Source organism: Pedobacter sp. UYP24, from assembly GCF_054057295.1.
On record NZ_JBSRZD010000003.1, the window covers coordinates 264,602 to 289,279 of the forward strand.

Sequence of the window (24,678 nt, forward strand, 5' to 3'; positions counted from 1 at the left end):
CAGGTGGTTTTATAGGTCAAGATAGAGAAAATAAAAATGCCAGTGATGGTTATGGTCAAACAACAGCGTTCAACTTGGAACTCATAAATTTAGATACCTCATTGAAGTAGCGCTTACGCCCATACCCCATAACCCATTGTATACCTTTTACCGCGTTGGTAATAAAAACCTCATCGGCTTCTTTTAACACTTCAGGATTGATCTGCGCTTCAATTAACTGGATATCACCCTGTTTTGCAATACCGGTAACAACGCTGCGCATTACCCCTGCCACACATCCTTCTGAAAGCGCAGGTGTATAAATTTCTTTGTTGTAAACCACAAAGATGTTAGAGCTTATACTTTCGCAAAGAAAACCTGCATTATTGAGGATAAAGGCATCGTCCAGTCCGTGCTGCTTTTTAAAAAGTCCCGCCATTACATAAATCAAAGAGTTGGTGGTCTTGAAATTAGACAACTTATCTGGCGATTTAGTGATCTCATCAAATACATCTACGATTAAGCCTTTCTTATTTAACTCATATCCGGCGTCAGATAAAGCAGCGGCTTCCAGTAAATATCCGGTCTTATTACTTTCTGGAGTGTATAGTCCGGCGCCATCTCTGTAAATAGATAAGCGGAACCGGGCATTGTCTTTCAGCTTGTTCTTTCGCGCCAGTTCTGTAGTTTTTTGCTTCAAGAAATACTCGTCCATCAGTAGCGTACCTTCCATTTTAAGCGCCTTCATTCCATTCCTTAACCTATCGGCATGCTGTTCTGCAAACTGTAGCTTGCCATTGCACATGCGCATGGTTTCAAAAAGACCGTCGCCATACTTAAAACCCCTGTTTTGAGCGCTAAGTACAGGTTGATCTGATGAAATAAACTCGTCGTTATGTATAAGGTATTGCTGTTGCATTTACTGGGGTTGTACGATGTAATTTCTCCATTTATTTAGGGCTGCATCAAAATCTGCCGGTAAGGGTGCTTCAAACTCCATATACTGCTGCGTAGTTGGGTGTATAAACCCTAAAGTTTGTGCGTGCAACGCCTGTCGGGGTATTAAACTGAAGGTGTTCTGCACAAATTGCTTGTATTTGTTGAAGGTAGTGCCTTTAACAATCTTATCGCCGCCGTAATTGGCATCATTAAATAAGGGGTGTCCGATGTGTTGCATGTGTGCCCTGATTTGGTGTGTGCGACCAGTTTCAAGCTGGCAGCTAATTAATGTTACATAGCCTAAACGTTCAAGAACGGTATAATGTGTTACAGACCACTTACCTTTTTCTTCGTCGTCATATACATCCATAATAATCCGGTTCTTTAAACTGCGACCGATATATCCGCTAACAGTACCATTTTCAAGCACATCGCCCCAGGCAAGTGCCACATATTTACGGGTAATGCTATGGTCAAAAAATTGCTTAGCGAGCTTGGTCATGGTGATCTCGTTCTTGCTAATAAGCAGCAGACCAGATGTATCCTTATCTATACGATGTACCAGACCGGGCCTCCCTTCGTTACCTGGTAACTGCGGTAGCTGATCAAAATGGAAGGCAAGCGCATTAACCAAAGTACCTGTATAATTATTATAACCGGGGTGCACCACCATGCCAGCAGGTTTGTTTACTACAAGCAGATCTTTGTCTTCGTAAATGATATCCAGTGGAATATCTTCTGGATAAACTTCAGTATCACGAGGGGGGTGCGGGAACACTACAGAAATTTCATCAGCAGGTTTTACTTTATAGCTTGCCTTTATGGTACTCTTGTTAACCAGCACATTACCGGCCTCTATTGCATTCTGTATGCGGTTACGGGAGGCATTCTCTACACGGTGCATCAGGAATTTATCAATGCGAAGCAACGATTGTCCTTTATCTACCACAATATTTAAATGTTCATACAATTCCTGATCGTCCAGGTCTGCGTAACCTTTTAGGTTTTCCATTAAATTTTTACTTTTCCTATGTTAATATAACGTTATCCACCACTATAAAACTTGATTCTAACTAAATAGAGCGGGGCGGTTTCATATTGCAAAACTAATCTTTACAGATTACATATTTAAAAAAAGAAATTGGCCTGTTTTTTGTTCTGCAACGTTTACTGTACCAAAATATTTTAAACATGAAAAACTTTACTGAAAACGTGAAAATAGTGTTGAATTTCTTTCCCTACCTAATCAGGAAAATTTATTTCAAACCATAAGCGCTCCATCTCAATAAAAAGGCTATTATATTTGTTACATGTTAACTGATGTATTTAGCCCATTACAAAGATTAAAACACCCTTCTAGAAATCAGATTGTGGTTAAACGGGATGATTTAATCGACCCCTATATATCTGGTAATAAATGGCGTAAACTCAAATACATTTTACTTCAGGCTAAGAATGCAAACAAAAGTCACCTGGTTACTTTCGGCGGCGCGTATTCCAATCATTTAGTTGCCACTGCCGCTGCATGCGCCAGATCGGGATTAAAAAGCACAGCATTTGTTAGAGGCGAAGCAGTAGAAAATGAGATGCTCTTGCTTTGCAAATTGTTTGGAATGGAGTTGATCTTTACAGATCGGGATAACTACCGAAATAAACACCTGTTATACAACACGTATTTTCACCAGAACCCAAGTACTTATTTTGTTGATGAAGGCGGTGCATCTAAAGAGGCTATAATTGGCTGTGCAGAGATTATCGACGAGTTACCTGATGATATTGACCATTTATTTTGTGCTGCTGGTACGGGAACTACCGCAGCAGGATTGCTAAAGGGCATACAGCAACGTGGTTTAAAAACGATCCTTCATGTTATCCCGGTTTTAAAAGACGGAAGTTTTATAACTGATGAAATTTTAAAGTATACCGGCTCTGTTGAACAGTTGACCCTCCATACGGATTATCATTTTGGTGGATATGCTAAAACTACTCCTGAGCTGATTACTTACATCAAAACTTTTGTTGCCCAGGAAGGCATGTTGATTGATCCGGTATATACCGCAAAAATGTTTTATGCCATTGATGATCTGCTGCAAAAAGGAGCATTTAAAGCTGAAGAAAAGATAGTCGCTATGCATACTGGTGGGTTGTTAGGTATCATGGGAATGAAAGACAAACTGTACAAATAGTAAAGTTTGTTTTACATTATGAATTATTTGTTTTACATTTGAAACAAATAAATATATAGCGTTATGAAAAATTCTCTTTTGATTCCCAATTATTACAAAGCTATTGGCTGGATTACATTTATAGCTTCGTTTGGGTTATTTATCTTTTGCTATTCAATTTACCCAACCCTAAATGTGAACAACGATAGCCTGGAATTTAAGGCTTGGGATTGGACATACGGAAGAGGTACGGGTGAAAATTTCCAGAAAGAATTGTTAACTACCCTAATTTTGGTTGGTTTATTGATGATCTCCTTTGCTAAGGAAAAGCAGGAAGATGAATACATTTCTTTGCTGAGGTTGAAAAGCTGGCAGTGGGCAGTACTGATATCCTACGGCATTTTTTTGATGGCTAATCTATTCATCTATGGCTCGAACTTTCTTGGATTCCTGATTTATAACACGCTGACCATATTGCTGGTTTTTATCCTGAAGTTTAACATTAGTCTTTGGCTACTTAGAAAAGAAAAATCGGCAGATGAAAAATAACATAAGAGTGCAAAGGGCCATTAAAAACATTACACAGGCAGAACTTGCTGATTTGATCCAGGTATCGCGACAAACCATAAATACCATTGAATCGGGAAAGTATGTTCCTTCTACTGTTCTCGCACTTAAAATAGCAAGAACATTTGAAATTCCGCTGGAGCAAATATTTGAATTGGAAGAGAGGGATTAGCTAACATCAGTATTGAAACACTCATTACTTACAGAAGTAAAGGATATAACTACTCAACTGGATTATTTTGGGGTTTTTAATTAACTTTACTAGACACCAAATTATAGCAATATGTACAAGCTGAACGTAACTCCAGAACTGGTTAACGAAACTCTAGGCAAACATATTTTAGCAGATGGCTTTGACCTAACTTACGATATTGAAAAGAGTGATGGTGTTTATATTTACGATTCTAAATATCAGCGTCGCCTGCTTGATTTCTTTACCTGCTTTGCTTCTGTACCTTTGGGCTATAACCACCCCAAGATGATGGGTGATGAGAACTTTAAGAAAAACCTGTTGCTGGCTGCTCTTGCCAATCCTTCCAATTCTGACGTTTATACACAGCAGTATGCTCAGTTTGTTGACACCTTTTCTAAAATTGGGATACCTGATTATTTGCCGCATGCTTTCTTTATTGCAGGCGGCGGACTGGCAATTGAGAATGCAATAAAGGTAGCGATGGATTGGAAAGTTCAGAAAAACTTTAGCAAAGGTTACCAGCAAGAAAAAGGCTTTAAGGTGCTACATTTTGAGAGGGCATTTCACGGCAGAACTGGCTATACCTTAAGTTTAACCAATACCCTACCTGATAAAACGAAATGGTTTGCCAAGTTCGACTGGCCAAGGATCCCGATACCAACAATTAAATTCCCTTTAAATGCTGAAAATTTAAGGATTGCAATTGAAACGGAAGACCTTTCTATTGAAAAGGTTAAACAAGCTTTTGCTGATTTTAAGGATGATATTTGCGCCATCATTATAGAACCCATACAATCTGAAGGTGGCGATAATCACCTGAGAGAAGAGTTTTTAATTCAGCTAAAATCTATTGCAGACGATAATGATGCCTTCTTAATATATGACGAGGTGCAAACCGGTGTTGGATTGACCGGCAAGTTCTGGTGTCACCAGCACTACAGCGAACAGGCGCAGCCTGATATTTTAGCTTTTGGCAAGAAGATGCAGGTATGCGGAATTCTGGTCGGTAATAAAGTAGATGAGGTGGAGCGTAATGTATTTAAAGTTTCATCCAGGATAAACTCTACCTGGGGCGGCAACCTGGTTGATATGGTCCGTTCATCGCAGATATTGCAAATCATTAAAGAAGATCATTTGTGCGATAATGCAACCAGGGTGGGCGCGCATCTTCAGGATGCCTTAACTAAACTGAGTAATAGATTTGAAAAGATGAGCAATGTACGTGGAAAAGGCTTGTTTTGTGCGTTTGATTTCCCTGATAAAGCCATGCGTGATACCTTTATAAAAAAGGGCATGGAACAAAATGTGATGTTTTTAGGATGCTATAGCCAAACGATAAGATTTAGGCCTTCCTTATGCATGGATGAACAACATATTGACGAAGGAATAGCTATTATGGAAAAGATATTACCTACGCTTTAGATTATTTTAAATCAAACAAGCTGTTTACACCTAAAAGTTTTCTTGAGGTAAAACCTTCTGCATAGGTTGTTCCAATTGATTTGCCCATTTCTCTTGCCCTGCCTATTACACTATCGAAAAACTCTGGTGAAGAGATATAAGTACCCGGACCATCTTCCTGATCTGGGTTGTAAAACTGGGTTTTAAAAGCCTGAATGCATTTGATTTTAGTATCCATAAATGGAGTAATGTCAATAATAATATCTGGCTTAAGATACCTATCCTGAATATACTGTAGCACTAAGGCTGGTCGCCATGCCTGCTGAGACACACCATTCATTTTAGTTTCCACTTTTGACAGTCCTGAATAAAAGCAGGCATCATTAGCGAGATCCCCTGCTCTACCATGATCAGGATGCCTGTCTTCCAATGCGTTACTGAGTATAATTTCTGGCTGATACTTACGGATCATCTTTATAACTTCCAGCTGGTGCTGTTCATCATTCTTAAAAAAACCGTCCTTAAACCTTAGGTTTTCGCGGGCATGCAATCCGAGTATTTTAGCCGAATCAGTTGCTTCTTCATCCCTGGTTTCTGCAGTACCTCGGGTACCGAGTTCACCCCTGGTGAAATCAATTATACCTACCTTTTTACCAGCTGATATGTGCTTTAAAATTGTTCCTGAACAGCCCAATTCTGCATCATCTGGATGTACGGCAAGTACGAGTATATCTAATTTCATAGTGGAGATTAAAGCAATTTTTGAATCTTCTTTTTCACTTTAGAAGATTTTGGTTTGGTAAATGGGAAGAAATAATCGACCACCTCTCCATCCTTGTTGACCAGGTATTTATGAAAATTCCACCTTGGTGTGGATACTTTGGTGAGGAATTGATAAAGGGGATGCGCTGCTGCACCTCTTACCATGATCTTTTCAAATAGTGGAAATTTAACACCGTGATTGACGGTACAGAAATCCGCAATAGCAAATCCATCTAATGGCTCTTGTCTTCCGAAATCGTTGGAGGGGAAACCCAGTATCTCAAAATGATTGGGATTAAACTCAGTATATAGTTCCTGCAATTCTGCAAGCTGTGGTGCAAAGCCACATCCAGATGCGATATTTACCACCAGAAGTACTTTGTTTTTGTATTCGGAAAGACTTTTTTCAGCACCGTTGATCAGTTTTACCTTGAACTGGTGAATGCTTTTAGCAGGATCTTGCATAGGTATTATTGATAAAAACCAGAAGAAACAATGATGGACTCGATGTCCCTATCCTCCTTTGCATCATAGGTGCTCTTCAGGTTGTGCCCAACTACGCGGGCAACAGATTGATATAAAAACGCGGTAATTCCGCCTTTAGTTTCTTTAACGATATCATATGTAGTACGCCCAAGCTCTCTATCTATCAGCTTAGTTAAAATTTGTCCCTGAGTAATGGTTAGTTCTTTAATTTCGCGGTTAAACATGTCTTTGATCTCTTTATCACACTGCTTTACAAACTTATTTTGCTCTTTTTTATCAGGGGTTGTGGCAACTTCCTGCTCCAGCTGCTCATACCTTCTTTTGGCATAAAGCGCATAAGGCATAACTTTCATTACATTGTATTTTAGACGGTTAAAAGCAACCTGATCTGCAGGGGTTTTGAAAATCCTATAGCCGTAGATGACCACTTCATTAAGCGGTATCCATGGAATCATCTCGCCATTGTCGTTAGTCCCCGCTACCCTGATGGTATCATTTTTACCAAGTATAGGCATCCGTACAGGCACACCATAATCCTGCGCTTTCAAGGAACCGCTGCTAATAATGACAATTGACAGAATAAAAAACCTATAAAATTTCATAAATTTATGATCCAGTAAAGGTACGGCTATTTTTATATTTTAGTTTTCAATAACTATCTAATGTAATTATTTTACAAACAAATAGCTTTATTTTTCGTAAATAAACCAGTACAATAACCATACTATAAAACAGTATTATTGAAGTTTTATTGTACTGTTTATGTTCGCTTAAATAGAAAATACATTATATTCAAAAAACAAATACAGCACGAATGAAAAACGCATTGGTAATTGATTTAGAAGCGGAAAAGCTAGAGATCCTGAAAAGGTACAGGGCGCTTTTACGCGCCTGCAAGCCAACCATGCAACGGGGAGACAAAAAAGAGATTAGAAAGGCTTTTGATATGGCGCTTGAAAGCCACAAGAATATGCGTCGTAAATCTGGTGAGCCTTACATCTACCATCCTATTGCAGTGGCACAGATTGCAGCTGAAGAAATTGGATTGGGAACTACCTCTATTGTATGTGCACTGCTTCATGACGTGGTAGAAGATACGGACATTACCCTGGAAGATATTGAGCGCGAGTTTGGTAAGAAAACGGCTAAGATTATTGACGGGCTTACTAAGATATCTGGTGTATTTGATTACAACAGCTCCCTGCAAGCAGAGAACTTTAGAAAGATGCTCCTTACACTGGCAGATGATGTTAGGGTAATATTGATTAAGCTGGCCGATAGGTTGCATAACATGCGGACCATGGATTTTATGCCCCGGCAGAAACAGCTGAAGATTGCCTCTGAAACTATTTACCTTTATGCACCACTTGCGCACAGATTGGGTTTATATACCATTAAATCAGAATTGGAAGATCTTTCCATGAAATATCTGGAGCCTGATACGTATAAATTTATTGCTACACAGCTGAATGAAAAAAAGACGGAGCGCAACTTATTTATAAAGCGTTTTGTGGAACCGATTAACGATATCCTTGCCGAGCAGGGTTTAGTAGCCAGCATTTATGGGCGACCTAAGTCCATCCATTCCATATGGCACAAGATGAAAAGCAAGAATATTCCTTTTGAAGAGGTTTATGATCTTTTTGCCATCCGTATTATACTGGATAGTTTACCTGAGCATGAAAAAGCAGAATGCTGGAAGGCTTATTCTATTGTTACTGATTTATACAGGCCTAATCCTGACCGGCTGAGGGACTGGGTTTCCTCTCCAAAAGGAAATGGATATGAATCTTTACACACAACGGTTATGGGTCCTAAAGGGCAATGGGTTGAAGTTCAAATTCGTACACAACGCATGAATGAGATTGCTGAAAAAGGATTTGCTGCGCATTGGAAATATAAGGAGTCTAGCACAGACAATGGTTTGGATCAATGGATTATGAACGTTCGGGAAATGCTGAGCAATCCGGAATCTAATGCGCTTGACTTTTTAGATGATTTTAAGATGAACCTCTTTTCTGATGAGATCTTCATTTTTACACCAAAGGGCGCTTTGCTACAGTTACCATTGGGTGCCACCGCATTAGACTTTGCTTTTGAGATACATACCGATGTAGGTGCCAAATGTATTGGCGCTAAGGTAAACCACAAACTGGTTCCGCTTTCTTATAAGTTGCAGAATGGAGATCAGGTAGAAATCATTACCTCAGGTAAACAAACACCAAAAGAAGATTGGCTTAACATAGTGGTTACCGCCAAGGCAAAATCAAAGATTAAGTCTTCCTTAAAAGAGGAAAAGCGGAAGATTGCAGAGATGGGCAAGGAATCTTTAGAGCGAAAACTGAAATCGCTAAAGATCACCTACAACACTGACAACCTACATAAGATCAGCTATTTTTTTAAGCTGCAATCTACGCAAGAGCTTTTTATTGCGGTGGCTCAAGGCAAGATTGAGCTAAAGGACCTGAAAGATTATCTGGCCAGTGAAAAAGAAATTGAAAATAGAGGGTCTGGTGGCAGCGATCATCAAAAGATAGAAACCTTATTGAATAAGGTTAAAGGTCCGGAATCTGACACCTTACTGATTGGTGAAGATCTGCAAAAGATAGACTATACGCTTGCGGCCTGCTGTAACCCCATACCAGGAGATGATGTATTTGGTTTTGTAACGGTAAATGAGGGCATTAAAATACACCGTACCAGTTGCCCCAATGCGGCACAACTGATGGCTAATTATGGTTACCGCGTAATCAAAGCTAAATGGAACAGACAGCAGGAGCTGACCTTCCTAACTGGGCTGCATATTATTGGAATAGATGATGTTGGGCTGATCAACAACATTACTAAAGTAATATCAAATGATTTTAAGGTAAACATGCGTTCTATAACTGTAGATACAGACAATGGGATTTTTGATGGCTCTATAATGATCTTTGTAAATGATAAGGAACATCTGGACAAGCTGATCGAGAACTTGTTGCTGGTAAAAGGTGTTACTGCAGTAACCCGGTTCGACGCTTAAAATACCAACAAATGATTAGCGTTTTATATAAAAAATGATACCTTTGAAAGGAGTTTAAATACTATGTCAACAAACCACAACAGCGAGCTGGTAAGAAAAATATTCGAAGCCTACCTCGAAAACAAGAGCCTTAGAAAAACACCTGAGCGTTTTGCCATACTGGAAGAGATTTACTCAAGAGACGACCACTTTGATGTGGAAACGCTTTACATCCATATGAAGAACCAAAAGTACCGCGTAAGCAGGGCAACTGTTTACAATACTTTGGAGTTGCTGGTTTCCTGTGATCTTGTTACCAAGCACCAGTTTGGAAAGAACATGGCACAGTTTGAAAAATCTTACGGTTATCATCAGCATGATCATATCATTTGCATTGATTGTGGTAAAGTAGTAGAATTCTGCGATCCACGTGTACATCAAATACAAAGTATGGTTGGCGATCTGCTTAAATTTGACATTAAGCACCATTCATTAAATCTTTATGGTATTTGCTTTGATTGCGCTGCTAAGGCATCAATGAACAATCAAAACACAGTAGTAAAAAATGCGAGTTAATAATCCAATTATAAATTTCTATTATTAAATATTAAGAATGACGCAAGTAGACGTGCTTCTGGGCCTGCAATGGGGCGACGAAGGCAAGGGTAAAATTGTTGATGTATTGAGTCCGCAATATGATTTGATAGCTCGTTTTCAAGGCGGTCCGAATGCTGGACATACGTTAGAGTTTGATGGCAAAAAATTTGTTCTGAATACCATACCTTCAGGAATATTTAATGAAAAGACCATGAACCTAATTGGTAATGGTGTGGTTATAGACCCCATCATTTTGAAAAGGGAACTGGATAACCTTAAAACTGCCGGGCACGACCCAGTGGCTAAAGGAAAATTGGTTATTGCACGTAAGGCTCACCTGATCCTTCCTACGCACCAATTACTTGATGCTGCCAATGAGCAGAAAATGGGTAAAAATAAGATTGGATCTACTTTAAAAGGTATTGGTCCAACCTACATGGATAAAACCGGCCGCAATGGATTAAGAGTTGGAGATACTACCTTACCTGATTTTAGAGAGCGCTACAATAAGCTTGTTGAAAAACACAAAGAGCTGCTTTCTCATTACAAGTTTGAGTATGAGCTTGAGGAAAAAGAAGCTGCATTTTTTGAAGCTATTGAATTCATTAAAACCATTCCACATGTAGACAGTGAGCATTATGTGAATGGGTTCCTTAAAGCAGGTAAAACTGTTTTGGCAGAAGGTGCACAGGGTACACTACTAGATGTTGATTTCGGTTCTTATCCTTTTGTAACTTCTTCTAATACCACTACTGCAGGCGCTTGTACTGGTTTAGGTATTGCTCCAAACAAAGTTGGTGCAGTATATGGCATTTTCAAAGCCTATTGTACCCGTGTTGGCGGCGGACCATTCCCTACGGAACTTGACAATGAAGTTGGGGAAACATTACGTTCAGTTGGACATGAGTTTGGCGCAACAACTGGTCGCGCACGCAGGTGCGGATGGATAGATTTACCTGCATTGAAATATGCGATTATGCTTAATGGCGTAACTGAGCTGATTATGATGAAAGCAGATGTATTGGATGGATTTGATAAAATATATGCTTGTACACACTATGAGCACAATGGGGAGACCATTGATTATATGCCATACGATATCATCACGGTAGCGCCTACACCAATATTAAAAGAGATTGCAGGCTGGAAAACTGATGTAACTAAGATTACCAAGGTAGAAGAAATACCATCACAATTGGCTGACTACATTGCTTTCCTTGAAAAAGAATTAGAAGTTCCTGTAAAATACCTTTCTGTAGGACCAGACAGGACGCAGACTTTAATTTTACACTAAAATTTACCAACAATTAAAATATACAGGCGGCAATTTGCCGCCTTTTTTGTGACCGCTTATAAAGCTTATTATATACATTTGTTGAAGCAATGAAAATACAGGATCAGGAACTGTTTAAAAAAAAGGCTTTGAAATGGGCAGATGGCTTTGAAGTATGCTGTTACTTAGATTCAAATCATTATAATGATCCTTATGGGAAGTACGACTTTCTCATCGCCGCAGGCGTAAATAAAGCACTTAATGCTAACGCAGGCAGGGCATTTGAAACCTGGAAAACCTTTGTTGATGAAAACCAAACATGGATGTTTGGACTACTCAGTTACGATCTAAAAAATGAAGTGGAACAACTCCAATCTTTGCATGTAGACCATCTGAACTTCCCTGATCTTTACTTCTTTGTACCACAATATTTGATTGCTGGCAAGGGTGAGGAAATATCCCTGATATTTGGAGGAGAAGAATTGCTTGACCGGATTGATGCAATAGAACTTTACAATAGTGATGCGGCTGGAATAAAATTTTCAGACCCGATTGTCATACAAAGTAAGATCAGTAGAGAAACTTATCTATCAACTGTTAAAGAACTACAACAACATATATTGCGTGGGGATGTATATGAAGCTAATTTTTGTCAGGAGTTTTTTGCAGAACATGCGCTAATAGATCCTGTTGAGGTGTATAGTAAGTTAAGCGAGTTATCCCCTACTCCGTTTTCAGGATATTTTAAAGTGAATGAAAAATATATTCTCAGCGCTAGTCCGGAGCGGTTCCTTTGCAAAAGGGGTAACCGCCTGATATCGCAACCCATAAAAGGTACAGCAAAGAGAAGTACTGATGCTGAGCAAGATGAATACAACAGGGTTGCACTTAAAAGCAACAAGAAAGAGCAGGCAGAGAACGTGATGATTGTTGACCTGGTGAGGAATGACCTGACCAAAAGTGCAGTTAAAGGGAGTGTGGTGGTGGATGAACTGTTTGGCGTATACGGGTTTGCACAGGTATATCAAATGATATCAACGATTAGTTGTGAAATTGATAAAGAACTGCACTTTATAGATGCGATAAAAAACGCTTTCCCAATGGGATCCATGACTGGGGCGCCTAAGTTTAGAGCCATGCAACTAATTGAAGATGCCGAATTTAGTAAGCGAGGGGTATACTCTGGTGCATTGGGATATGTTGATCCTTTTGGGGATTTTGATTTCAATGTAATTATAAGAACGTTGCTATATGACGCAAAGTCGCGTTACCTGTCTTTCCAAGTGGGTGGTGCAATTACCTACGCTGCTGACGCGGAAAGTGAATATGAAGAATGCCTGTTAAAAGCATCTGCAATGATAAAAACAATGGAAAAATAAAAGGCTGCCAATTGGCAGCCTTTATGTTATTTGATAGGTTTTCCTGTATTTGATTTATAATATTTTTGAGCCTCTGGTAATGCGTTTTGAATTCTTGCAATTCGGGTATCATCACTAGGGTGTGTACTTAAAAACTCAGGTGGTTTTTGACTGCTTTGTGAAGCTGAAGCCATCCTTTGCCAGAATGTTATAGCATTTTGAGGATTGTAGCCCGCCATTGCCATGAATATCAATCCCAATCTATCAGCCTCAAGCTCTTGATCGCGACCGTATTTTAGCATTACTAATGGTGTGCCGACACCATAAAGCGTATTAAATATGGATTGGGTCTGCGGATTTTTAGCAAGAAGACCATTTCCTGCTACGGCAATACCTTGAGACACCATTTCTTTAGACATTCTTTCGGCAGAGTGACCAGCAATGGCGTGAGCAATTTCATGACCGAGTACAGTAGCAAGACCAGCATCATCCTTTGTAACCGGTAAAATACCTGTATAAACTACAATTTTACCACCTGGCATACACCATGCGTTAAGCTGCTTATTTTGTACAACATTTACTTCCCATTGGTAATCTTTGATAAGATCTCCATAATTGTTTGCATTCATATAAGTCTTCACGGCATTAATCAGGTTATTACCAACACGCTTAGCTTGCATTGCCTGCACATTAGCGGATGACAATAATGAAGCTTTGTTATCCGTAAGGAATTCTCCATAGGCCTGAAAAGCCATTGGCAATACTTGTGCATCACTAACCAGGTTAAGCCTGCTGCGGCCTGTTAATGGTACTGTTGTACATGATGTAATTGCTAAGCTGATAGAAGCTAGGCTGAGAATCAATATCTTTTTCATAGGTTAAGTTAACTAAATTTTTTCTTAAACAGATAAACTTTTGATTCCTTGCCTTTGAGTAATCGCTCGAGGTTCTTTTGGTGTGTGACCAGTATTAAAATACAAACACACATTCCATACAACACTTCTGACTTAATTGTTGACTGTAATACGAATATTATGCTTAATGGGAAGGTAAAACCTGCACAAATAGAGCTCAATGAAACATACTTAGTGACCAACAAAACTACTACAAATACAAGAACGCAAAACATAGCTGCTGGAAAGTTAACTGCCAAAATCATTCCAAAAAGGGTGGCTACTCCTTTTCCTCCTCTAAAACCGGCGAATATGGGAAATAAATGGCCCATTACAGCTGTGACGCCTAGTGCAAGCTCATAATTTATAAATTGGGAAGAGTGTTGCGGACCTGTTACAGAGAGACCTATAAAGTAGGCAAGTTTAGTTGCGGTGTAGCCCTTTGCAATATCTATGGTCATAACTGCAATGCCAGCTTTTTTACCCAATACACGAAAAGTATTGGTTGCCCCAGCATTACCGCTACCGTATTCCCTAACATCTACTCCATAAAAAGCTTGCCCAAGCCATACTGCTGTTGGAATTGATCCAAACAAATAAGCCAAAAGAACTGCTGAAATAGAAAAGATGGATATCATAGACTAAAACGCTTTTAAGCTCATATCTAAACTTTTAACAGAATGTGTTAACGCCCCCATGGATATGAAATCAACACCGCAAACTGCATAATCAATGATATTGGCTTCAGTAATACCACCGGAAGCTTCAGTAATGTATTGCCCATTTATCAATTTTATGGCCTTTTTAAGTTCAGAAGGCTCGAAATTATCTAACATGATGCGGTTAACATTACCTGTATCTAATACAGTTTGCAACTCGGAAATGCTTCTTACCTCTATTTCTATCTGCAGATTTTTATTGTGTTCTTTCAAGTAAAGGTTGGCAGCTATAATGGCGTTACTGATACCACCCGCATAATCAACATGATTATCCTTAATCAGGATCATATCATATAATCCTATCCTGTGGTTAACTCCACCGCCGATTCTTACCGCCCATTTCTCCAGTAAACGTAATCCTGGTGTTGTTTTCCTTGTATCAAGCAATTTAGTTTTGTAACCTGCAAGAGATTGGACGATTTGGTTTGTTTTTGTTGCAATGCCGCTCATTCGCTGCATGCAGTTTAAGATCAATCTCTCGGCCTGTAAAATACTGTGTACACTACCCGAAACAGTTAAGGCGATATCACCATATTCAACGGATTCTCCATCGTGAATAAGCTCCTTAATCTCTAAATGACTATCTATGTATTTGAAAATATGTATAGCTAGCTCAACGCCTGCAATAATTCCCCTTTCCTTTATAATGAGTTTTGCTTTTCCCGTTGCGCCTGCAGGTATAGTAGATAAAGAAGTATGATCGCCGTCACCAAGGTCTTCAGCTAGTGCATTTTTTATGAATAGATCTATGATTTGCTTATCCAAAACTTAAGTTTAAACCCAAAAATAGCATTTTACTACTATTTCTCTGTTTCTATTTTCAATTCTGTTATAAAAAAAGCGCTCGCAGTTTTTTTCAAAGTAATAGAAACCCTAAAGGTGCCGTTTTTTGTAACCAGAGAAAGGGCGCCATAACGAAAATTTGGATTGGTATTGAGACGGTGAATAACCGTAGATTTTACAGGAGGATATTTATTAAAAAAGCTGCGTAAAATTTGTTCTGCCTGTGCTTTAGAATAGACGTCTTCCTCTTCAATGACGATTAAGTCTACAGTTGGTGAAAAGCTAACTGCAATTTCTTTAGAATTAGCTGACTTAAAATTGGCGCATAAATTGTCTATTATATCGGTCTGAGTGGCGATATAAGCGGGGAAATGAAAAAACAAAACAATCAATGCAATTAACGGTTTCATAATACAGCATAGCTATCCTAGGTGTAGCACATAAATTATGCCATATATCTTTGCTTAAAGTGGAATTCTTAAGATGAAAAAACCAGAATAGGTTTATCTTTGTATAATTATATAGCAAAAATTGTAACTCTAATGAATAATAAAAAAGTAGTTCTGCTAATTCTTGATGGTTGGGGATATGGCAAAAAAGACAACTCTGATGCCGCATATATTGCCGATACACCTTTTTTCGATCACCTATTAGCAACATTTCCGAACTCAAAACTTGAGGCCTCGGGAGAGGCAGTAGGATTACCCGCGGGACAAATGGGTAACTCTGAAGTTGGCCACATGAACCTTGGCGCAGGAAGGGTTGTTTATCAGGAACTAGGCAGGATCAATAAAGCCATTAGCGACAAGACTTTACATCACAACCAAACCTTGCTAGATGCATTTAGCTATGCGAAAGCAAATGGTAAGGCAGTACATTTTATAGGTCTGGTATCTGATGGTGGCGTTCATGCGCACATCAATCATTTGAAAGCGCTTTGTGACGCCGCCGGAGAACAAGGACTTAGCGATATTTTTGTTCATGCCTTTTTAGATGGCAGGGATACAGATCCTAATTCAGGGCTAAGTTTCATTAAGGACTTGCAACACCATCTATCTACATCTACCGGAAAGATTGCCAGTTTGATTGGAAGGTATTATGCGATGGATAGAGATACTAGATGGGAGCGAGTAAAACTGGCATACGATCTGCTGACCAAAGGTGAAGGACAAAAAGTTACTGATCCAATTGCTGCAATAGAACAGTCTTACAAGGCTGGAGTTACCGACGAATTCGTTAAACCAATAGTGGTAACAAATGAAGATGGCAGTCCCATATCGACAATTAAAGCTGACGACGTGGTAATTTGCTTTAATTACCGTACAGATAGAGGACGAGAAATCACATCAGTATTAAGTCAGGCAGATTATCCTGATTTCGATATGCACAAACTTCCACTTTATTATGTAACCATGACGACATACGACGAAAGTTTTAAAGGCGTAAAGGTTGTATTTACCAAGGACGATCTTTCTCAAACGCTTGGAGAGGTATTGGAAGCAAATCATAAAAAACAGATCCGTATAGCCGAGACTGAAAAATATCCTCACGTTACTTTCTTTTTCTCTGGGGGAAGAGAGCAAGAATTTAAAGATGAGAAAAGGATATTAATCCCATCTCCAAAGGTAGCTACTTACGATCTTCAGCCAGAGATGAGTGCTGCAGGGATTACTGAGGCGATAAGTAAAGAACTAGAAGCAGGATGGCCTGATTTTGTTTGTTTAAATTTTGCCAACCCTGATATGGTTGGCCATACCGGAGTTTTTGACGCTGTAATAAAAGCAGTGGAGACCGCAGACAGGTGTGCAGAAGCTGTTGTAAAGAAGGGCATTGAAAATGGCTATTCTTTTATTATTCTGGCTGATCATGGGAATTCAGAGTTTATGGTTAATAAAGATGGCTCTGCAAATACAGCACATACAACTAATCTTGTACCATGTATTCTTATTGACAATGAGTTTAAAGTCATAAAAGATGGTAAACTTGGTGATATAGCCCCTACTATTTTAAAAATAATGGGAATTGATATACCAGAAATTATGACTGGGAACATATTGGTTTAAATGAAGAAAAGCGTATTAATCCCTTTTATCGTAATATTTATTTACGGATGCCAGCGTAAGGAAGGTCCTGTTGTAGTACAGGACTTTTCTTACTTTGACATTAAGAGTTATATGAATAGGGAGGCAGCGCGGCTGCAAAAAAACAATAAACCAATTACAAAGACGGTTGAGGTAGATGGTTCGTCAGAAACAAAGCAATTAAAAATTAGTGACTGGAAATTAGAGTTAAGTATATTTTCTGATGCGGAAATAAACAGAGATTCATGGAAGGGATTTTTCAATGTGGAGAAGGAAGGCAATACCGTTACCTATAATTCTAACAATGAAAAAGTACCCATTAAAACAGTCAAAGTCATCTATAATAATAAAGATGTTAAAGGAATAGTAATAGTTGTTAAAAACAAGAACATGCTATATACCTCAATTGATAGCTTAAGCTATTTTACAGACAGCATTTATCTGGTTAAAAAGCAGCAAAATATAAGATTCCTAGCTAAGAAAACCTATATGATTAAGGGAAAATTGAGTAAATAATTACTATTTCAAACTGGTTATTTGCGCTTTAACATATGCAATCAGATTGGTAATATCAATCCTTTGAGGTTGTACGACAAGGATTTTCTGGAAATCCGTAACAGCACTATTGAATAAAGTTATACAAGCTGCTTTATCAATAGCTTTCTTGATCTTATAGGATTTATAAATTGCATAGTCTTTGTAAGCCAAACCTCTGTTTTGAAGTAGCTGTGCATCCTCTTCACCATTGAGCTCTATTGCTTTTGAAAAGTCTTTAATTGAAGAAAGGTAAAAACTTTCTCTCATCTGATTTAAAGACTCCCTTGGATCATTTGCAACGTTTAGTCGCGCTTTACCCCTATAATAATAAGCTGAATAATCTACAGGCTTTAAAGTGATATAACGACTATAAGTGGAAACAGCATTTTCGAAATTACCACACTGGTAATAAGAATAGCCCAGCATTTTTAATACGTTAACGTTACTTGGATCCTTGGTATCGGCCTTTTCTAATTGCGAAACCGCTGCCTTAAAATCTCCCTTCATTAATGCCTGGAAGCCAAGTTTATCATAACTATTTGTTTGGGCAATACTATGCCCTGTTAAGAAAACCAAAAGCAATAAAGTAGTCTGTTTGAAATAGTTCATTTAAGTTTACTTAATAGAATATAAATATATTTAGTTTTGACCTAATCACTCAATAATCATCGAAACTAATTTAAGTTATCAGGAAATGTTGTTAAGAGACAACTATCGTACCATTAAACATATTCCTTATACAACGTTAAAAAATCGGGATTATGATTGGCGTGTTAAATAAATTTTGCTCCCTGACTTTTTAACATAGAAAATCTGCTAATAACGTTTTGGCACAGGAGTTGAAAATATAGATTATCAACACAAATAATAAATTTAGAGAACGGCATCTGTCAGATTGTCGTTATATATATATAAAGAAACTACTTAATGAGTAAACAAGATCAATTTGACTTTAGTAATGCATTGCCCATCATAAATGAAGATACTGAATTCTTTCCGCTAATGTCTCAGCAGGATGAGGACGAAATGAACAATGAAGAGACGCCTGAAATCCTGCCAATACTTCCACTACGAAATACTGTTCTTTTCCCTGGAGTGGTGATACCAATTACGGTTGGTAGAGACAAATCTATTAAGCTTATAAAAGAAGCCTATAAAAGAAACAAAATTATTGGAGTTGTTTCTCAACGTAATGTTTCTGTTGAGGATCCTACTTTTGAAGAGCTCAATAGTGTAGGGACGGTTGCTCATATTATTAAGATGCTACAAATGCCTGATGGCAACACTACTGTTATCATCCAGGGAAAGCAGAGATTCATGTTAATTGAAGAGGTTCAGTCTGAACCCTACATAAAGGTTAGCATCACCAAATTTAACGAGACAAAGACTAAAACCGATAAGGAATTTAAGGCGCTAGTAGCATCTATAAAGGAAATGTCTTCTCAAATTATTCAGCTATCTCCCAATATTCCCAGCGAAGCAGGTATTGCGCTAAAAAATATAGAAAGCACCTCCTTTTTGATCAATTTTATATCATCTAATATGAATGCCGATGTGGCGGATAAGCAAAAAATGCTTGAGATGACTAACCTACGTGATCGTGCAATGAGGGTGATGGAGTTATTAACATTGGAATTGCAGATGCTGGAATTAAAAAATCAAATACAGTCTAAAGTTAGGACTGATCTTGATAAGCAGCAGAGGGATTATTTTTTAAATCAGCAATTAAAGACCATACAAGAAGAACTTGGAGGAAACTCATCTGATTTGGAATATGAGGCCTTGCAAATTCGTGCAAAAAAGAAAAAATGGGCAGTTCATGTTAAAGATCACTTTAATAAAGAACTTGAAAAATTGGGCAGGATGAATCCGGCAGCACCCGACTATTCTATCCAAATTAATTACCTAGAACTATTGCTGGACTTACCGTGGAATGATTTCACCAAAGATAATTTCGACTTAAAGCGTGCACAAAGGATTCTTGATAAAGATCATTTTGGGCTAGAGAAGGTAAAAAAGCGCATTATAGAATATTTAGCAGTATTGAAGCTAAAAAAAGACATGAAGGCACCTATAATTTGTTTGGTGGGGCCTCCTGGAGTTGGTAAAACTTCTTTGGGTAAATCAATTGCTAAAGCACTGAACAGAAAATACGTTAGAATGGCTTTGGGTGGGATTCGTGATGAGGCTGAAATTCGCGGACACCGAAAAACATATATAGGTGCAATGCCTGGAAGAATTATTCAATCTATAAAAAAAGCTGGAGCAGCAAATCCAGTTTTTGTACTTGATGAGATTGATAAGGTGGGGTCCGATCAAAGAGGAGATCCGTCTTCAGCCCTGCTTGAAGTTTTGGATCCGGAACAGAACAGTGCTTTTAATGATCATTACGTGGAAGCAGATTATGACCTTTCTAATGTGTTGTTTATTGCTACTGCGAATTCGCTTAGCAATATACAACCTGCTTTACTGGACAGGATGGAAATAATTGAAGTAAATGGTTATACTATTGAAGAGAAGATGGAGATTGCGAAGAAATACCTTTTACCAAAACAGAAAGAGCAGCATGGTATTAAAATCAAAGACATTAATTTAAAGAGTAGCTTAATAGAAAAGGTTATTGAAGATTACACTAGAGAATCTGGCGTGCGTGGTCTTGAGAAAAAAATTGGTTCCCTGGTGCGAGGTATCGCTACGAAAATAGCGATGGAGGAAGCATACGAACCTAATTTGAATTATGAAGATGTAGAACGTATTCTTGGAGCCCCCATTTACGATAAGGATTTATATGAGGGAAATGAAGTTGCGGGCGTTGTTACGGGTTTAGCATGGACACAAGTAGGTGGTGATATTTTATTTATTGAAGCAAGCTTGAGTCCTGGCAAAGGAAAATTAACACTTACTGGTAACCTCGGCGATGTGATGAAAGAATCTGCAGTTATTGCCCTGGCCTACTTAAGAGCCCATTCTGATCTTTTTGATATCGACAATTTATTGTTTGAACAATGGGATATCCATGTACATGTTCCTGCTGGTGCAACACCGAAAGACGGCCCATCTGCAGGTATAACAATGTTAACTGCCCTAACCTCTGCATTTACCCAGCGGAAAGTTAAATCAAACATGGCCATGACTGGAGAAATTACATTAAGAGGAAAAGTATTGCCCGTCGGTGGAATTAAAGAAAAAATATTAGCGGCGAAGCGGGCGGATATCAAAGACATTATTTTATGTAAATCCAATAGGAAGGATATTCTGGAAATTAAAGAAAGTTATATTAAAGACTTAAATTTTCATTACGTTTCTGAAATGCAAGAAGTTATTAATCTGGCGCTTACCAAAGATAAAGTGAAAAATCCACAGAATTTGAGTGTTAAAAGACCGGTAATTGCGAGCTAAGATTTTTTTGTTTATTATTGAGGTGAACAAAAAACCAATTATTTCCATTGCAATTGCGGTGGAATAGGCCTTGGTTACACTTTATAACATGAACAAAAAAATACAGTTACTTTTAGTATTATTTGCCTTTTTGGGATTAAAATTATCGGCGCAAAACTATAAGAATGAATTTGGTTTCAAGAGTGATAATGATTCTTATCTCGCTCAGGGATCAGATCGTTATTACACAAATGGACTTTTTATAAGCTTTAGAAGGGCTACTAATCAGACCAAATTAAAACAAGGTATTGAAAAGAAAATCTATGAGTTATCTATTGGACAGAAAATTTACAATCCTATATCAGGTTATGCACCCAACCCGGCTACGCATGACCGACCTTTTGCAGGATATCTATACGCATCTGGTGGCCTAAGCTGGTTCAAAACAAACGAACAGATTTTAAAAGTTACAGCCGAGATAGGAACAGTTGGACCAAGTTCACTTGCAGAAGCCGGACAAAAATTGTTGCACAAAACAGTTGGCTTCTATGAGCTTGCAGGCTGGGAATACCAGATAAAAGATGAAGTAGCAGTTAATATTAGTGCGCAGTATACAAAATTAATACACCGTTTGGCAGGCAATGCAGCTGACCTTTCATTTGAAGGCTACGCAAATGCTGGAACAACTTTTAGTGGTGCGGGCGCAGGTATTCTTTTGAGGGCGGGAAATATTAATCAGCTATTCAATTCTGCCTATACAAATGCAGCAATAGGTAATAATGCTAAAACTAAAGGACTTGTTCCATCTGAGGTATTTTTCTATGCAAAACCGCAACTAAACTTTATTGCCTATGATGCCACTATTCAAGGTAGCCTTTTCAAAAATAATAGTCCGATCACTTTCGATGTAAAACCAGTTGTGTTTGCGCAACAGGTGGGTTTTAATTATAGTTCACAGCGATTTACTTTCGATTTTGGAGTTATATTTAAAACTAAAGAGATTAAAAGCAGTGCGATGGCACATCAGTTCGGATCAATTAGTATGTTTTATAGATTCAATTAAAGAGATTAATCTAAATTCGGCTTTCTTCGGAATTCCTTCTTAGCAGCTACGGTTTGTTTGTTAAGTATTCTCTTCCTGACCACCGATTTTGGTATTTTAGTTGGCACCCGCTTTTTATGAATAATTAATATTGACCTAATAAGCGCTATTAATTTAAGAATGGCACGTTCTTTATTCATTAGTTGACTTCTGTCCTCCTGTGAAACCACATGAAGACTTAATTCGCGATCTAGTCTATTGGCTAGCTTAGTCAGTATTCTGCTCTTTTCATCCTCGCTGAGGAATTGTGCTGTAGGAATATTTAAAATTAGTTCTACTTTACTAGAAACTTTATTGACGTTTTGTCCGCCTTTACCTCCACTTCTTGATGTTTTAAAAACAGCGAATTTATTGACGTCCTCTTTAGTTGGTACCATGCGACAAAATTAGACATTGTACACATGATTTGTTGAATACAAATGGGTAATTTAAAAAATCTTAATTACTATCTTTGTGGAGTATGAGAAAAAATATTGTTGTTGCAATAGACGGCTATTCATCCTGTGGAAAAAGTACTTTAGCAAAAGCTTTAGCCAAAAAACTCAATTTCATATACATTGATAGCGGTGCCATGTACCGTGCAGTAACTCTTTATTTTATCAGACATAAGATTGACGCAAAAGAGAAGGATCTAGTTAAAAATGCATTACAACATATAGAGTTGAACTTTCATGCTCGGGATTACGAATCTCACATTACCCTTAATGGTGAAGAAGTATCAGAAGAAATAAGGCAAATGCCAGTTTCTGAATCCGTTAGTTATGTTTCTGCTAACAAATTTGTGAGAAGGGAGATGGTTAAGCAACAACAGCGAATGGGAAAGTCTAAAAGCATTGTAATGGACGGTAGAGATATTGGAACTACGGTTTTTCCTGATGCTCAGATTAAATTTTTCATGACTGCCGATCCAAAAATACGTGCTGAAAGAAGGTTTAGAGAGCTTCAATCAAAAGGTGACTGCACAACCACGCTAGAGGAAGTATTTGAAAATTTAGCCCATAGAGATTATGCTGACACCACAAGGATTGAAAGTCCTTTAGTTAGAGCTGATGATGCTGTAATTTTAGACAATACAGAATTGACGCAAGAACAGCAGCTGAAGTTTGCACTTGAGCAAGTTAGTGTACATTTGACACACTGATTACATTATTCACAATTCTCAGAAAAACAAGGCCCAATTTTTGCAAATGTTTAGTTACAATGGATGTGCCAACGCTAAACATTACATTTCGATGTTTTAACTGATTGTAAGTATAGATAATTTCGAGCATTTTCTTAATTCTACTCACAATAACGTTAAAAATGAAAGCAAAAAACCCCTTAATTTATTTTTTTATTCCCTTAATTGCGATTTTTATTTCCTGCGGAGGAGAAGCTAAAAAGCCTATTCTTACAAATCAGGTACAAACTTATCCTGTTGTTACTCTTGAACAAAAATCTGCTACTTTGGAAACCGATTATCCTGCCACGCTTGAAGGCATACAAAATGTTGATATCAGGCCAAAAGTAGATGGTTTTATTGCTCATATATATGTTGATGAGGGTGCAACAGTTAAGAAAGGCCAACTCCTTTTCTCTATAAATGCTCCGCAATATGAACAACTGGTTAGAACTGCAAGTGCATCCATTAGCAGCGCTGAAGCTGATGTTAATTCTGCGCAGTTGCAAGTCAACAAAACAAAACCGTTGGTTGAAAAAGACATTATAAGTAAATATGACCTTGATGCTGCTCAATTGACCCTGCAAAGTAGAAGAGCTGCTTTAGCACAGGCTAAAGCAGAGCTCGCAAATGCTCGTGTAAATCTTAGTTATACTAAAATAACGAGTCCGGTTGATGGTGTGATAGGTAGCATTCCTTTTAAAACCGGCAGCTTAGTTACACCATCTGGTGTACAACCGCTAACAACAGTTTCTAATATCTCAAAGGTTTATGCTTATTTTTCATTAAACGAGAAACAACTACTTGACTTTTCTAAAACCTATAAAGGTGCTAATCTTGCTGAGCAGATGAAAAATATTCCAGCTGTTTCACTCGTTTTAGCCGATGGGTCTACTTATCCAGAGAATGGTAAGATTGAATCAATTAATGGCCTTATAAATACCAGTACAGGATCTGCAAGTTTGAGAGCTACATTTAAAAACCCTTTTATGATCCTTAGAAGCGGGGCTAGTGCATCAATACGCATTCCTCAGCTAATCCAAAATGCAATTTTAATACCTCAGAAATCAACTATCGATATACAGGGAAAGAAATTCGTCTACCTGGCCGAATCAGACAGTACAGTAAAGAATACTGAGATAGAGATCATGGAAATACCAACAGGGAATTTTTATGTGGTAACCAAAGGTCTTAAGATTGGCGATAAGGTTGTACTTGAAGGATTTCAATCCCTTAAAGATGGAGCTAAGATTAAAACTGATGTAAAAAAAACTGATTCTGTTTACATAGGTCTTAAAAAGTAGT

At 38.1% G+C, this 24,678-nt stretch carries 24 protein-coding genes and 1 pseudogene; 14 read left to right on the forward strand and 11 right to left on the reverse strand.

The window, feature by feature from the left end; all coding sequences use genetic code 11:
• Window positions 1-55: 55 nt before the first annotated feature.
• The gene (locus tag ACVWYN_RS09405) at window positions 56-898 is read right to left on the reverse strand and encodes an aminotransferase class IV (RefSeq protein ID WP_457288595.1); all 843 of its coding nucleotides are present in this window, start codon (window positions 896-898) and stop codon (window positions 56-58) included.
• The gene (locus ACVWYN_RS09410; RefSeq protein WP_457288596.1) at window positions 899-1,930 is read right to left on the reverse strand and encodes an RluA family pseudouridine synthase; all 1,032 of its coding nucleotides are present in this window, start codon (window positions 1,928-1,930) and stop codon (window positions 899-901) included.
• Between the two features lie 298 nt (window positions 1,931-2,228).
• Between ACVWYN_RS09410 and ACVWYN_RS09415 the strand changes: the two genes are divergently transcribed.
• The 4 genes from ACVWYN_RS09415 to lat all read left to right on the forward strand — a co-directional run bounded on the left by ACVWYN_RS09415 (window position 2,229) and on the right by lat (window position 5,265).
• Window positions 2,229-3,104, forward strand: coding sequence for a 1-aminocyclopropane-1-carboxylate deaminase/D-cysteine desulfhydrase (locus ACVWYN_RS09415; RefSeq protein WP_457288597.1), 876 nt, complete (start codon window positions 2,229-2,231; stop codon window positions 3,102-3,104).
• A gap of 63 nt (window positions 3,105-3,167) precedes the next feature.
• On the forward strand, window positions 3,168-3,632 hold the full coding sequence (locus tag ACVWYN_RS09420) for a hypothetical protein (protein WP_457288598.1): 465 nt from the start codon (window positions 3,168-3,170) through the stop codon (window positions 3,630-3,632).
• Complete coding sequence (locus ACVWYN_RS09425; RefSeq protein ID WP_457288599.1) at window positions 3,622-3,822, forward strand: helix-turn-helix transcriptional regulator; 201 nt, start codon at window positions 3,622-3,624, stop codon at window positions 3,820-3,822. Before ACVWYN_RS09420 ends, ACVWYN_RS09425 begins: the two co-directional genes overlap by 11 nt.
• 111 nt (window positions 3,823-3,933) lie before the next feature.
• Window positions 3,934-5,265, forward strand: coding sequence for an L-lysine 6-transaminase (gene lat, locus ACVWYN_RS09430; protein ID WP_457288600.1), 1,332 nt, complete (start codon window positions 3,934-3,936; stop codon window positions 5,263-5,265).
• Window position 5,266: 1 nt separating this feature from the next.
• Here lat and bshB1 read toward each other — a convergent pair whose 3' ends face one another.
• From bshB1 to ACVWYN_RS09445, 3 genes are read right to left on the reverse strand one after another with little or no spacing between them, the layout of a single operon-like run.
• Window positions 5,267-5,986, reverse strand: coding sequence for a bacillithiol biosynthesis deacetylase BshB1 (gene bshB1, locus ACVWYN_RS09435; RefSeq protein ID WP_457288601.1), 720 nt, complete (start codon window positions 5,984-5,986; stop codon window positions 5,267-5,269).
• An 8-nt stretch (window positions 5,987-5,994) separates the two neighbouring features.
• Window positions 5,995-6,471 carry a glutathione peroxidase gene (locus ACVWYN_RS09440; protein WP_457288602.1) on the reverse strand — a complete coding sequence of 159 codons (477 nt, stop codon included), beginning with the start codon at window positions 6,469-6,471 and terminating at the stop codon, window positions 5,995-5,997.
• 5 nt (window positions 6,472-6,476) lie between these two features.
• Complete coding sequence (locus ACVWYN_RS09445) at window positions 6,477-7,094, reverse strand: DUF4294 domain-containing protein (protein WP_457288603.1); 618 nt, start codon at window positions 7,092-7,094, stop codon at window positions 6,477-6,479.
• Window positions 7,095-7,306: 212 nt separating this feature from the next.
• On the opposite strand from ACVWYN_RS09445, the gene ACVWYN_RS09450 reads away from it, so the two are divergent.
• The 4 genes from ACVWYN_RS09450 to ACVWYN_RS09465 all read left to right on the forward strand — a co-directional run bounded on the left by ACVWYN_RS09450 (window position 7,307) and on the right by ACVWYN_RS09465 (window position 12,742).
• Window positions 7,307-9,514 (forward strand): RelA/SpoT family protein, encoded by a 2,208-nt coding sequence (locus tag ACVWYN_RS09450; protein WP_457288604.1) that lies wholly within the window; start codon window positions 7,307-7,309, stop codon window positions 9,512-9,514.
• A gap of 63 nt (window positions 9,515-9,577) precedes the next feature.
• Window positions 9,578-10,069, forward strand: a complete 492-nt coding sequence (locus tag ACVWYN_RS09455) for a Fur family transcriptional regulator (protein WP_457288605.1) — start codon at window positions 9,578-9,580, stop codon at window positions 10,067-10,069.
• 37 nt (window positions 10,070-10,106) lie between these two features.
• Window positions 10,107-11,384 (forward strand): adenylosuccinate synthase, encoded by a 1,278-nt coding sequence (locus tag ACVWYN_RS09460; RefSeq protein WP_457288606.1) that lies wholly within the window; start codon window positions 10,107-10,109, stop codon window positions 11,382-11,384.
• A gap of 89 nt (window positions 11,385-11,473) precedes the next feature.
• Window positions 11,474-12,742 (forward strand): anthranilate synthase component I family protein, encoded by a 1,269-nt coding sequence (locus ACVWYN_RS09465; RefSeq protein WP_457288607.1) that lies wholly within the window; start codon window positions 11,474-11,476, stop codon window positions 12,740-12,742.
• A gap of 26 nt (window positions 12,743-12,768) precedes the next feature.
• On the opposite strand, the gene ACVWYN_RS09470 is transcribed toward ACVWYN_RS09465, so the two are convergent.
• The 4 genes from ACVWYN_RS09470 to ACVWYN_RS09485 are packed head-to-tail and all read right to left on the reverse strand — an operon-like array spanning window position 12,769 to window position 15,526.
• Entirely contained in the window at window positions 12,769-13,596 is an 828-nt protein-coding gene (locus ACVWYN_RS09470; RefSeq protein WP_457288608.1) for a M48 family metallopeptidase, read from the reverse strand.
• Window positions 13,597-13,604: 8 nt separating this feature from the next.
• Entirely contained in the window at window positions 13,605-14,252 is a 648-nt protein-coding gene (gene plsY / locus ACVWYN_RS09475) for a glycerol-3-phosphate 1-O-acyltransferase PlsY (protein WP_457288609.1), read from the reverse strand.
• Window positions 14,253-14,255: 3 nt separating this feature from the next.
• A complete protein-coding gene (gene nadC, locus ACVWYN_RS09480) occupies window positions 14,256-15,098 on the reverse strand; it encodes a carboxylating nicotinate-nucleotide diphosphorylase (protein ID WP_457288610.1) in 843 nt (280 codons plus the stop codon).
• A gap of 35 nt (window positions 15,099-15,133) precedes the next feature.
• On the reverse strand, window positions 15,134-15,526 hold the full coding sequence (locus ACVWYN_RS09485; protein ID WP_457288611.1) for a DUF4783 domain-containing protein: 393 nt from the start codon (window positions 15,524-15,526) through the stop codon (window positions 15,134-15,136).
• Between the two features lie 132 nt (window positions 15,527-15,658).
• Here ACVWYN_RS09485 and gpmI point away from each other — a divergent pair, with 132 nt between their 5' ends.
• Window positions 15,659-17,179 carry a 2,3-bisphosphoglycerate-independent phosphoglycerate mutase gene (gene gpmI / locus ACVWYN_RS09490; protein WP_457288612.1) on the forward strand — a complete coding sequence of 507 codons (1,521 nt, stop codon included), beginning with the start codon at window positions 15,659-15,661 and terminating at the stop codon, window positions 17,177-17,179.
• A complete protein-coding gene (locus ACVWYN_RS09495) occupies window positions 17,180-17,713 on the forward strand; it encodes a hypothetical protein (RefSeq protein WP_457288613.1) in 534 nt (177 codons plus the stop codon).
• Between the two features lie 3 nt (window positions 17,714-17,716).
• Here ACVWYN_RS09495 and ACVWYN_RS09500 read toward each other — a convergent pair whose 3' ends face one another.
• Window positions 17,717-18,343, reverse strand: a complete 627-nt coding sequence (locus ACVWYN_RS09500) for a tetratricopeptide repeat protein (protein WP_457288614.1) — start codon at window positions 18,341-18,343, stop codon at window positions 17,717-17,719.
• A 318-nt stretch (window positions 18,344-18,661) separates the two neighbouring features.
• On the opposite strand from ACVWYN_RS09500, the gene lon reads away from it, so the two are divergent.
• The gene (lon, locus tag ACVWYN_RS09505; protein WP_457288615.1) at window positions 18,662-21,133 is read left to right on the forward strand and encodes an endopeptidase La; all 2,472 of its coding nucleotides are present in this window, start codon (window positions 18,662-18,664) and stop codon (window positions 21,131-21,133) included.
• 88 nt (window positions 21,134-21,221) lie between these two features.
• A complete protein-coding gene (locus tag ACVWYN_RS09510; protein ID WP_457288616.1) occupies window positions 21,222-22,175 on the forward strand; it encodes a lipid A deacylase LpxR family protein in 954 nt (317 codons plus the stop codon).
• Between the two features lie 5 nt (window positions 22,176-22,180).
• Here ACVWYN_RS09510 and ACVWYN_RS09515 read toward each other — a convergent pair.
• Window positions 22,181-22,549, reverse strand: a pseudogene (locus tag ACVWYN_RS09515) (aminoacyl-tRNA hydrolase); the annotation flags it as partial.
• 125 nt (window positions 22,550-22,674) lie between these two features.
• On the opposite strand from ACVWYN_RS09515, the gene cmk reads away from it, so the two are divergent.
• Window positions 22,675-23,355 (forward strand): (d)CMP kinase, encoded by a 681-nt coding sequence (cmk, locus tag ACVWYN_RS09520; RefSeq protein ID WP_457288617.1) that lies wholly within the window; start codon window positions 22,675-22,677, stop codon window positions 23,353-23,355.
• A 161-nt stretch (window positions 23,356-23,516) separates the two neighbouring features.
• On the forward strand, window positions 23,517-24,677 hold the full coding sequence (locus ACVWYN_RS09525; protein ID WP_457288618.1) for an efflux RND transporter periplasmic adaptor subunit: 1,161 nt from the start codon (window positions 23,517-23,519) through the stop codon (window positions 24,675-24,677).
• Window position 24,678: the final 1 nt, after the last annotated feature.

Bases quoted from the DNA above. Each gene is read 5' to 3' on its own strand.
- cmk (WP_457288617.1), top strand. From the start codon at position 22,675: ATGAGAAAAAATATTGTTGTTGCAATAGACGGCTATTCATCCTGTGGA.
- ACVWYN_RS09445 (WP_457288603.1), bottom strand. From the start codon at position 7,094: ATGAAATTTTATAGGTTTTTTATTCTGTCAATTGTCATTATTAGCAGC.
- ACVWYN_RS09425 (WP_457288599.1), top strand. From the start codon at position 3,622: ATGAAAAATAACATAAGAGTGCAAAGGGCCATTAAAAACATTACACAG.
- bshB1 (WP_457288601.1), bottom strand. From the start codon at position 5,986: ATGAAATTAGATATACTCGTACTTGCCGTACATCCAGATGATGCAGAA.
- ACVWYN_RS09440 (WP_457288602.1), bottom strand. From the start codon at position 6,471: ATGCAAGATCCTGCTAAAAGCATTCACCAGTTCAAGGTAAAACTGATC.
- lon (WP_457288615.1), top strand. From the start codon at position 18,662: ATGAGTAAACAAGATCAATTTGACTTTAGTAATGCATTGCCCATCATA.
- ACVWYN_RS09500 (WP_457288614.1), bottom strand. From the start codon at position 18,343: ATGAACTATTTCAAACAGACTACTTTATTGCTTTTGGTTTTCTTAACA.
- lat (WP_457288600.1), top strand. From the start codon at position 3,934: ATGTACAAGCTGAACGTAACTCCAGAACTGGTTAACGAAACTCTAGGC.
- ACVWYN_RS09455 (WP_457288605.1), top strand. From the start codon at position 9,578: ATGTCAACAAACCACAACAGCGAGCTGGTAAGAAAAATATTCGAAGCC.
- ACVWYN_RS09410 (WP_457288596.1), bottom strand. From the start codon at position 1,930: ATGGAAAACCTAAAAGGTTACGCAGACCTGGACGATCAGGAATTGTAT.
- ACVWYN_RS09405 (WP_457288595.1), bottom strand. From the start codon at position 898: ATGCAACAGCAATACCTTATACATAACGACGAGTTTATTTCATCAGAT.
- ACVWYN_RS09450 (WP_457288604.1), top strand. From the start codon at position 7,307: ATGAAAAACGCATTGGTAATTGATTTAGAAGCGGAAAAGCTAGAGATC.
- ACVWYN_RS09485 (WP_457288611.1), bottom strand. From the start codon at position 15,526: ATGAAACCGTTAATTGCATTGATTGTTTTGTTTTTTCATTTCCCCGCT.
- ACVWYN_RS09415 (WP_457288597.1), top strand. From the start codon at position 2,229: ATGTTAACTGATGTATTTAGCCCATTACAAAGATTAAAACACCCTTCT.
- ACVWYN_RS09460 (WP_457288606.1), top strand. From the start codon at position 10,107: ATGACGCAAGTAGACGTGCTTCTGGGCCTGCAATGGGGCGACGAAGGC.
- ACVWYN_RS09495 (WP_457288613.1), top strand. From the start codon at position 17,180: ATGAAGAAAAGCGTATTAATCCCTTTTATCGTAATATTTATTTACGGA.
- ACVWYN_RS09470 (WP_457288608.1), bottom strand. From the start codon at position 13,596: ATGAAAAAGATATTGATTCTCAGCCTAGCTTCTATCAGCTTAGCAATT.
- plsY (WP_457288609.1), bottom strand. From the start codon at position 14,252: ATGATATCCATCTTTTCTATTTCAGCAGTTCTTTTGGCTTATTTGTTT.
- ACVWYN_RS09465 (WP_457288607.1), top strand. From the start codon at position 11,474: ATGAAAATACAGGATCAGGAACTGTTTAAAAAAAAGGCTTTGAAATGG.
- ACVWYN_RS09420 (WP_457288598.1), top strand. From the start codon at position 3,168: ATGAAAAATTCTCTTTTGATTCCCAATTATTACAAAGCTATTGGCTGG.
- ACVWYN_RS09510 (WP_457288616.1), top strand. From the start codon at position 21,222: ATGAACAAAAAAATACAGTTACTTTTAGTATTATTTGCCTTTTTGGGA.
- gpmI (WP_457288612.1), top strand. From the start codon at position 15,659: ATGAATAATAAAAAAGTAGTTCTGCTAATTCTTGATGGTTGGGGATAT.
- ACVWYN_RS09525 (WP_457288618.1), top strand. From the start codon at position 23,517: ATGAAAGCAAAAAACCCCTTAATTTATTTTTTTATTCCCTTAATTGCG.